The organism is Chitinophaga qingshengii (genome assembly GCF_014529935.1).
Taxonomy (GTDB): Bacteria; Bacteroidota; Bacteroidia; order Chitinophagales; family Chitinophagaceae; genus Chitinophaga; species Chitinophaga qingshengii.
On the sequence record NZ_JACVFC010000003.1, the window covers coordinates 1,086,949 to 1,095,953 of the forward strand.

8 protein-coding genes are annotated in these 9,005 nt (G+C 46.9%); 5 read left to right on the forward strand and 3 right to left on the reverse strand.

Features of this window, described 5'->3' with window-relative positions; translation table 11 throughout:
• Window positions 1-11 precede the first annotated feature (11 nt).
• Window positions 12-323, reverse strand: a complete 312-nt coding sequence (locus tag ICL07_RS24330) for a tetratricopeptide repeat protein (protein WP_188090632.1) — start codon at window positions 321-323, stop codon at window positions 12-14.
• Between the two features lie 157 nt (window positions 324-480).
• Between ICL07_RS24330 and ICL07_RS24335 the strand changes: the two genes are divergently transcribed.
• The 4 genes from ICL07_RS24335 (at window position 481) to ispE (ending at window position 3,913) form a co-directional block, all read left to right on the forward strand.
• Window positions 481-1,221, forward strand: coding sequence for an electron transfer flavoprotein subunit beta/FixA family protein (locus ICL07_RS24335; RefSeq protein ID WP_188090633.1), 741 nt, complete (start codon window positions 481-483; stop codon window positions 1,219-1,221).
• Between the two features lie 36 nt (window positions 1,222-1,257).
• Entirely contained in the window at window positions 1,258-2,229 is a 972-nt protein-coding gene (locus ICL07_RS24340) for an electron transfer flavoprotein subunit alpha/FixB family protein (RefSeq protein WP_188090634.1), read from the forward strand.
• 197 nt (window positions 2,230-2,426) lie between these two features.
• Window positions 2,427-3,029, forward strand: coding sequence for a bifunctional nuclease family protein (locus ICL07_RS24345; protein WP_188090635.1), 603 nt, complete (start codon window positions 2,427-2,429; stop codon window positions 3,027-3,029).
• A 74-nt stretch (window positions 3,030-3,103) separates the two neighbouring features.
• Window positions 3,104-3,913, forward strand: coding sequence for a 4-(cytidine 5'-diphospho)-2-C-methyl-D-erythritol kinase (ispE, locus tag ICL07_RS24350; RefSeq protein ID WP_188090636.1), 810 nt, complete (start codon window positions 3,104-3,106; stop codon window positions 3,911-3,913).
• 3 nt (window positions 3,914-3,916) lie between these two features.
• Here ispE and rplT read toward each other — a convergent pair whose 3' ends face one another.
• Together rplT and rpmI are read right to left on the reverse strand one after the other, a co-directional pair.
• Entirely contained in the window at window positions 3,917-4,261 is a 345-nt protein-coding gene (rplT, locus tag ICL07_RS24355; RefSeq protein WP_078673350.1) for a 50S ribosomal protein L20, read from the reverse strand.
• Between the two features lie 49 nt (window positions 4,262-4,310).
• Window positions 4,311-4,508 carry a 50S ribosomal protein L35 gene (gene rpmI / locus ICL07_RS24360; protein WP_078673351.1) on the reverse strand — a complete coding sequence of 66 codons (198 nt, stop codon included), beginning with the start codon at window positions 4,506-4,508 and terminating at the stop codon, window positions 4,311-4,313.
• 431 nt (window positions 4,509-4,939) lie between these two features.
• On the opposite strand from rpmI, the gene ICL07_RS24365 reads away from it, so the two are divergent.
• The coding region (locus ICL07_RS24365; protein WP_188090637.1) for a PKD domain-containing protein at window positions 4,940-9,005 on the forward strand (4,066 nt) is incomplete at its 3' end.

Here is a 9,005-nt window from a genome sequence, read left to right on the forward strand (position 1 = left end):
CATTAAATGGATTAATAAACCAGCTCTTCATAAGCCGATTGTAATTCGTTATAGGTATGTCTTTCATTGGCAGCTTTGGCCATGGACATTCCTTTTTCATATACCGCTATGGCAGCATCCTTATCGTTTTGCCGTTCCAGCAGTTTGCCCAGGTGATAATAGGAACCGGTATATCCCGGTTCATAGGCCAGCAATTCCTCAAACAGCTGCCGGGCCGCAGTGTCATTGTTTAATTTAATGTATTCCAGTGCCAGGGCGTGTTTCAGGAAACTATCGTTCGGACTGGTTTCCAGCATTTGTTTAATCTGTGCGATTCTGTCCATGTCGTTGTTGTGCTTTTACCGGTGTAAACAAATTATAAATACCATTCATATTTATGCTGATTATACTGATTAAAATCATAATATAGCCTTGCGGTTGGCGTACATAAATAAGATATATTTGCTCTTACCGCATTTTTAAACCAAACAGTTTAAGGCCATGAAGATTTTAGTTTGTATCAGTAAAACTCCGGACACGACTGCAAAAATAGCTTTCACGGACAATAACACGAAATTCAATGAGGCTGGTGTCCAGTTTATTATTAACCCCTATGATGAATGGTATGCCCTGGTAAGAGCACTGGAGCTGAAAGAAACGGTGGGTGCAGATGTACACCTGGTGACTGTCGGCGGAGCCGACAATGATGCTATTATCCGGAAAGCGCTGGCACTCGGAGGTGATGAAGCATTCCGTATCAATGGCGATAGTGCAGACAGCTATTATATTGCGGCACAGATAGCGGCACTGGCAAAAGAAAAACAATACGATATCATATTTACCGGTAAAGAAACCATTGACTACAATGGTTCCGGTATCGGCGGCATGGTAGCAGAACTCCTGGAGCTCCCCTATGTGTCCATCGCGGCCAAATTTCAGCTGAATGGCACGGTAGCGACCATCAACCGGGAAATTGAAGGAGGTGAAGAGATTTGTGAAGTATCCCTGCCGGTAGTAGTGTCTTGCCAGAAAGGCATGGCAGAAGCGCGTATCCCGAATATGCGCGGCATCATGGCAGCACGTACCAAACCGTTGACCGTAATAGCACCTGTAGCAGCAGACGCACTGACCAGCGTGGTGAGCTTCGAACTACCGCCGGCTAAAGCGGGTGTGAAGCTGATCAGCCCTGATAATGTAGGCGAGCTGGTGAAATTGCTGCACGAAGAAGCCAAAGTGATTTAATTATTTCGCTATTTGTTTATTTAATCATTGAATTTCATGTCTATATTAATATTTGCCGATCAGGCACACGGAAAGATCAAGAAAGCAGCACTGGAAGCAGTTCAATACGGATCAAAGGTTGCCGCCCAACTGGGCACCGGCGCTACCGCCCTGGTACTGGGGCCTGCAGACAATGCAGAACTGGCTGCACTGGGTAACTATGGCGCCACCAAAGTACTGCATGTGGCAGATGCCAGATTACAGGAAGTAGAGAGCACCGTATATACTAAAATCATTGCGGAAGCAGCCGATAAAGAAGGCGCTACCGTGATTATTTTCCCCCATAATTTCGATGGCAAGGCGGTTGCCCCGCGGGTAGCAGCCCGTCTGAAAGCTGGACTGGTAGCCGGCGCAGTATCCTATCCTGATACCAGCAACGGGTTTGTGGTTAAAAAAACAGTGTTCTCCGGCAAAGCGTTTGCGCAGGTAAACATTACATCTGATCGTAAAGTAATTGCTTTGACACCCAACACCTTCCCTGCTGTGGCTGGTGCCGGCAGTGCGACGGTCGAGGCTTTTGCTCCGGCTATCAGTGATGCCGATTTCAAAGTAAAAGTAGTGAAGGTAGAAACCGTCAGCGGCGATATCCCCTTGACAGAAGCAGAGATTATTGTCAGCGGTGGCCGTGGTATGAAAGGCCCTGAAAACTGGGGGATGCTGGAAGACCTGGCCAAAGTGCTGGGAGCAGCTACAGCCAGTTCCCGTCCGGTAGCCGATTCCGGCTGGCGTCCGCATCATGAACATGTGGGTCAGACAGGTTTAACCGTACGCCCCAACCTGTATATCGCCATCGGTATTTCCGGCGCTATTCAGCACCTGGCAGGTGTAAACGGCAGCAAGGTCATCGTGGTCATTAACAAAGATCCTGAAGCGCCTTTCTTTAAAGCCGCCGATTATGGCATAGTTGGTGATGCATTTGAAGTGGTGCCGAAACTGACCGCAGCGGTGAAAGAATTTAAAGGCCAATAATCAATTAGGAATGACGGATTATGAATTACGAATTAAAAAATCACTATATAGTAAACGTTTTTATGTAAGAATTCTTTTAATTCGTAATTCATAATCCGTCATTCGTAATCGAATAAAATGATAGATTTTTTTTAGATAAGGAATATTTTTCTAACTTCACGGTCTTACAAAACATTCAGCGACAACGCAAGACAGATATGAGAAAAATAGAACTGGAAATAGTTGCTTTATCGCACAGCATTACGCAGACTCATTCATATGCCGTGGTATTGGGAGAGGTAAATGGATTACGCCGTTTGCCCATCGTAATTGGAGGCTTTGAAGCACAAGCGATAGCCGTAGCGTTAGAAAAAATGCAACCCAGCCGCCCCCTCACACATGACCTGATGAAGAACTTCATGAACGCTTTTAACATAGAGCTGCATGAAGTAGTGATCAGCAACCTGCAAGAGGGCATCTTTTACTCCAAGCTTATCTGTTCCAGTAACGACGAAACCATCGAGATTGACTCCCGTACATCCGATGCGCTGGCCCTGGCCGTTCGTTTTGGTTGCCCGATTTACACATTCGAAAATATCCTCAATAGTGCCGGCATCCTGCTGGATGATCCTGCCGGTAAAAAGAGCACCAATAAGCCGGTTACTCCTACTATCTCCGAACATGAAAGAGGCGCAGAAGACGACCTCAAAGCCATGAATGTAGACGAGCTGACACAACTCCTGCAAGAGGTATTGGAACAGGAAGACTATATCCGCGCCATCGCCATACGCGACGAGATCAACAGCAGAAAAAGCAAATAATTATTTTTAAAAACAGGTAGCTGCTGCCGGTGGGCCCCCCTGCCGCTGCGGGTTTTCTGTGTAATACCACAAACATGATTGTTTTTCCCAACTGTAAGATAAACCTGGGACTGTATATTACCGGGAAGAGAGCCGATGGTTTTCATGACCTGGAGACTGTTTTTTATCCCCTTCCGGTGACCGATGCCCTGGAGGTGATTGCACCAGGTACTTTGCAGTTTACCGGCAGTGGTATTCCCGTTCCCGGTGATGCCGCCGATAACTTATGTTTAAAGGCCTTTCAGTTGTTACAACAGGATTTCCCGCAGCTACAGCCGGTCAACATCCACCTGCACAAACACATTCCTATTGGCGCCGGTCTGGGCGGCGGTTCTGCCGATGCGGCTTTTATGCTGCAGCTGCTCAATACGAAGTTTCAGCTGGAGCTTAGCCAGGAGCAATTGATCAACTATGCCGCACGGCTGGGAAGCGACTGCCCTTTCTTTATTGTGAACAAGCCCTGCTACGCCACGGGCCGGGGAGAAATCATGGAGCCGGTATCGCTGGATCTTTCCGGGTATTCCTTTTTGCTGGTTCACCCGGGGATTCATGTCAATACCGGCTGGGCTTTTCGGCAGATTACGCCACAAGCGCCTGTCCGGGCATTAAAAGAAACGATACAGTTACCGGTGAGTGAGTGGAAAGAAGTGATCAGCAATGACTTTGAGGCGCCGGTGTTTGCCGCGCATCCGGTATTGGCTGCTATAAAGGAAATGATGTATGAAGGCGGGGCTATTTATGCCACGATGAGTGGCAGCGGGTCGGCTGTGGTTGGTATCTTTCCTGAAAATAAAATAGCTGACATCCGTTGGGATGCCAGCTACCGGGTATTTAAAGTTAGTTAGTGCTTACTTTACAGAAGCTACCAGTGCTTTAAAAGTTTCTGGTTCATTCATAGCCAGATCTGCGAGCACTTTTCTGTTCAGATCGATGTTCTTACCAGCTAATTTGTTCATGAACACAGAGTAGGTCAGACCTTCTGCTCTTACGGCAGCGTTGATACGGGCGATCCACAGCTGACGATAGTTTCTTTTCTTTAATTTACGACCTACATAGCTATAAGTGAGTCCTTTTTCCAGGACGTTCTTCGCTACGGTGTAGACGTTTTTCCTTTTACCGTAGAAGCCTTTGGCTTGCTTTAAGATCCTTTTTCTCCGGGCTCTTGAAGCTACGGCGTTAACTGAACGAGGCATTGTCTTTTGTTTTTTCTCAGGTTATAAAATTCGATTGTTTGGACGGATACTAGCGGAGGCCGAGCATTCTCTTAACCAGGTTAAGATTTGCTTCGTGAACCAGCGTGCTTCCTCTCAGGCTACGTTTTCTCTTGGTAGCTTTCTTAGTCAGTAAGTGGCTTTTGAAGGCTTTAAACCGCTTAATCTGTCCGTTCCCGCCAACCTTGAAGGTTTTCTTGGCGCGGGAATGTGTTCTTACTTTGGGCATCTTACATCAAATTTGGTCTGCAAAGGTAGGAAAATAATTTAATAAAGCACAGTACCAGATAAATAAATCCAGCCTGCCCTTATATGTGGATAACTTTTTTAATATTTTTTTAATCATTGGTAACCGGTTGAGAATCAATTTTGGTTAACCTTCCCCCTCTTCCTATCTAGTGTGCATTTCATATTATAAAAAACATCACTTTTTTTATTTTACTATATTATTTTTAATTTTAATCTTAAAATAGTCACATATTTTAGCCATATAACGTTTAAACACCTGATGCCTATGAAAACATTCTACACCTTCCCTCACCCGGACCGGAAAAGGATTTCCGAGCCAAAAGACCCTCGTAAGCGGTTGAAAAACAGCAGTTACTGAACAGGCGAAAGCCCTCAGAACTGATACTTTTTTCACTTAACTGTTTTACACCTATGAAACGACTTATAACCTTTTTACTCCTGTTAACGGGCTTTGTGTTACCGTCTGCCAAGACGATAGCACAAACGGCGTTTATGAACGCCCCTACCTCCGTTTGCGCAGGCAGCTTCGCCACCATGAACGGTTTGGTATGGAGCGGATCATGGGAAGTGCACCATATGGACTGGAGTGTATCTCCGGCCCTGGCCGCCACGGACTATGAAATGCTGTACACCAATGACGGAACAGGCACAGATGAATGGCTTAACCGTACTCCGGACATTGATAACTATCCCGGAGTAACCGCGATGACAATCCGACTTAAAAAAGTCGGGAGCTATACCTTCACGGTAAAACTTTACGATTCGAACGGTAACTATATCAGTGCCTCCAAAACGATCAAGGTCGAGGACTGCAGCATTAGTAAATGTACAGGCACCATTAGTACCATGGCCGGCTTTAAGGAGGACTTTGGTGTATTCAATGATGGCGACAAACCTCGTAAAAACGCTATTATTGAAGGGATGGGCTCAACACTGTCCTATACCTTCCCTACCAAACTCAGTCCACTGAATATTGGCGATGACTACTATGTAGAATACTGGAACACACAGGCCAAACCGGAATGGGTGTTTGCCTATGACCACACCGGCGGCGTTTCCTACCCACAACGGGGAGGTATGCTGGTCGCCAACTCTTCTATCAAGAAAAAAGCATTTTACCAAAGAACCATCAACAATCTCTGCCCTGGTTCTGTTTACAACTTCTCTGCCTGGTTCATGAACGTGAACGGCATTGAAGTATTTAATAAAACCTGTGCAAGAGCATCCGATACGCCACCGGATGGATACCACTATGCGGGAGTGACATTCATTCTTACTGATCCTGTTACCAATACAGAACTGAAAAGATTCAATACCAACGATGTATCTATGAACCTGGCCTACCCCGAATGGCAACAATATGGTGGCAGCTTTAAGATTCCTGCGGGCAAGACATCCGTTAAATTAACGATCCTAAACAACAACCCCGGTGGTTGCGGTAATGACATCGCCATTGATGATATTCAGTTTACCTATTGCAGCCCAGACCTCTTTGCATATGTAGATGGCCTGAAAGACGAAAAAAGAATAAAAGACCAGATCTGCGGTGGTGCTCCGTTAAACCTGACAGCTTACCTGGAACCAGCCTCTTACTTCACGAATCCGGTCTATCAATGGGAAATGAGTACTGTCAGCGCAACCGGTCCTTATAGCCCCATATCAAATGGTGCGATGAACACTGGTAGCGTATCCGGTGCTACCACACCGGTACTGAGCTTCACCGCTGGTGCGCTGAAAGGCGATCCCAATGTCTCTAAAGTTTATTATTTCAGGGTTAACATCACAGAAAAAGATAACGTTAGCCTTGGAAACTGTGCCGCTCCCTCCCGACCGGTAGAAATCACCGTCTTACCTCAACCACAAATTTCGGTAACAGGTAATGAAATCTGTAACGGTCAGCAAGCCCACCTGGAAGTAACCGGTGGGTATACGTCTTATTTCTGGAAAGTAGATCCGCTGGTAAACGGTACCAAACTCGATGTGAGTCCTAACGTTACCACCACCTACGAAGTAGTGGGCGAAAAAACCTACGGTAATAATAAAGTCTGCCGCGATAGTAACCGCGCACAAATTGTCGTTTATCCGAAACCAATTGTAAATGTTACATTGGTAACACCAAAGACGATTTGTCAAGGCGAAGAAGCCAAACTGGAAATCGAGAAGGAAAATAGTAAATACACTATTTCCTGGCAATATAATGGTGTGATAATACCCGGTGAAACAGGTACCTCCATTACCCATACTCCCACCCAGGTGACGGATCTGACTGCCACTCCACCGGTAAGAAATATCTATACGGTTATTGTGAAGAATGGTGTCTGCGCACCACAAGACCAGGCAGAAGTGATTGTCAACTCGATGCCCAAACTCACACCGCAACCCGATATCAAACAGTGTGAGAATGGTACCTTCACGCTCAATGGCACCCCTCCCAAGGCGGACCAGAGCGGTGTGTGGACCTACAAAAATAACGACAACCAGGGCACCACACTGACCAACCCTACTGCCTATAACGCTACTGTCAGCGGCCTTGGCTTAGGTAAAACAGTGACACTCGTTTGGACGGTTACCAACAACAACCTGTCCAGATGTTCCGCCAGCAATGAAGTGGTACTGATCAACATGCCCAAACCCACCTCCGCTGCTACGGTAGATATCACGCAATGTAATAACAAGACATTTGATATCACCGGTACAGAACCAGCTGCATGGGAAACAGGCGTATGGACAGGACCTGCCGGCGTAAATATCCTGGAACCTACCAAATTCAAAACCACTGCCACCCTTACCGGTACCGCCACTACACAGGACATCACCCTCACCTGGACGCTCAGCAACGGTAAATGCGCGGATGGTAAATCACTGGTAAACCTGCATTTACGCCCGGCTCCTAAAGTAAGCGCTACGGCCAACCCGGTTTGTCAAACTGCTAAACAGTTTACCGTCAACGCCACTGTTTTAGCCGGAAGCGGAGCGATTACCAAATACACCGTGAAACAAGGCACTGGCAACCCATTGTCAGGTTTCCCGAATGCAACGGGCTCCATCACTGCCAGCGGCGCCATTAATGTAACACTGCCTGATAACACAGCAGCTGGTACCTATGATTTCATCCTCACCGTACAGAACGATGATAACCTGGGATGTAGCCTTGATGTACCGTTTAAATTAAGAGTAGATGCACAACCAGATGCGACCATCAGCGGAACAGCTGCCATCTGTCTGGGTACTACTGTTACGCTGAGTGTAGACGCTTCCAACAGCACCTACACTAAAAAATGGACGATCAATGGTACTGTGCAATCAAGCACCGGCCAAAGCCTCACACATACACCTACTGCCGCTGGTACCTATAACTATAGTGTTACCATTACCAACTTAACCTGCTCCGATACCAAAAACTTCACAGTGGTGGTAACGGAAGTACCGGTAGCCAAACCAGGCACTGTACTGCCCCAGTGTGATAACGGTAACTTCACCATGGACGCTACCCTGCCTGCTGACCAGGAAGGCGAGTGGACGATTTCCGGCAGCGCTAATGGAGCTGTTATCACAACACCTACCGATCCTAAAACGACGGTTACAGGATTGGAAGCCGGTAAAACAGTAACCCTGACCTGGACAGTACGTAGTAAGAATAACAACAACTGTCAGAACAGTGCCAATATCACGCTGAGAAACACCAAATCACTTTCTGAAAGTGTAGCTGGTGATCCGATCATTCAGTGCGGTAATAATAAGTTCCAGCTCAACGGCAGCCAGCCTGTTACCGCTGATGGTGAAACAGGTAAATGGAGCGGCCCTGCAAATGTTAGCTTCGGTAACGCGACGCTGTACAATACTACCGCTACTGTAACCGGTACTCCTCCGGTAACCGTTACCCTGACCTGGACCATCAGCAACGGCGTTTGTAAAGACAAAACTTCCACTATTGACCTCACCGTCAACAAAGTGCCCAGTGTAGACGCTGCTGTAAACGCTTCTGTATGTAACAGCGGTACTACCTTCGATCTGGTTACTTCCAACCAGGTAGGTATTATCACCAAATACACCATTAAACCTGCCTCCACCAAGGCAATGCCTGGCTTCACAACTCAGACAGGTGCATGGACAAGCGTAGGCACTATTAAAGTCACCTACCCTGCTGGTACACCTGCGGGTACTTATAACTTCATCCTCACCGTACAGGATGGTACCAATGCCGGTTGTACCAAAGATGTTCCATTCTCCGTGATCATCGATGCCAACCCGACTGTGGTACTCACCGCTGACATGACGGACGTATGCGACGGCGCTACCGTGAAACTGTCCATTGATAAGGCCAACCTCGGTCATACCATCACCTGGACGGTGAACGGTAATCCTATCGCTGCCGCCAACAACCAAACTGAGATCTCCGTTACACCTGCTGCGGGTACCTATAAGTATACCGTAACCGTGAAAAATGGTAACTGTACCGTGTCTGATGAAAAAACAA

Bases quoted from the DNA above. Each gene is read 5' to 3' on its own strand.
- ICL07_RS24335 (WP_188090633.1), top strand. From the start codon at position 481: ATGAAGATTTTAGTTTGTATCAGTAAAACTCCGGACACGACTGCAAAA.
- ICL07_RS24345 (WP_188090635.1), top strand. From the start codon at position 2,427: ATGAGAAAAATAGAACTGGAAATAGTTGCTTTATCGCACAGCATTACG.
- ICL07_RS24340 (WP_188090634.1), top strand. From the start codon at position 1,258: ATGTCTATATTAATATTTGCCGATCAGGCACACGGAAAGATCAAGAAA.
- ispE (WP_188090636.1), top strand. From the start codon at position 3,104: ATGATTGTTTTTCCCAACTGTAAGATAAACCTGGGACTGTATATTACC.
- rpmI (WP_078673351.1), bottom strand. From the start codon at position 4,508: ATGCCCAAAGTAAGAACACATTCCCGCGCCAAGAAAACCTTCAAGGTT.
- rplT (WP_078673350.1), bottom strand. From the start codon at position 4,261: ATGCCTCGTTCAGTTAACGCCGTAGCTTCAAGAGCCCGGAGAAAAAGG.
- ICL07_RS24330 (WP_188090632.1), bottom strand. From the start codon at position 323: ATGGACAGAATCGCACAGATTAAACAAATGCTGGAAACCAGTCCGAAC.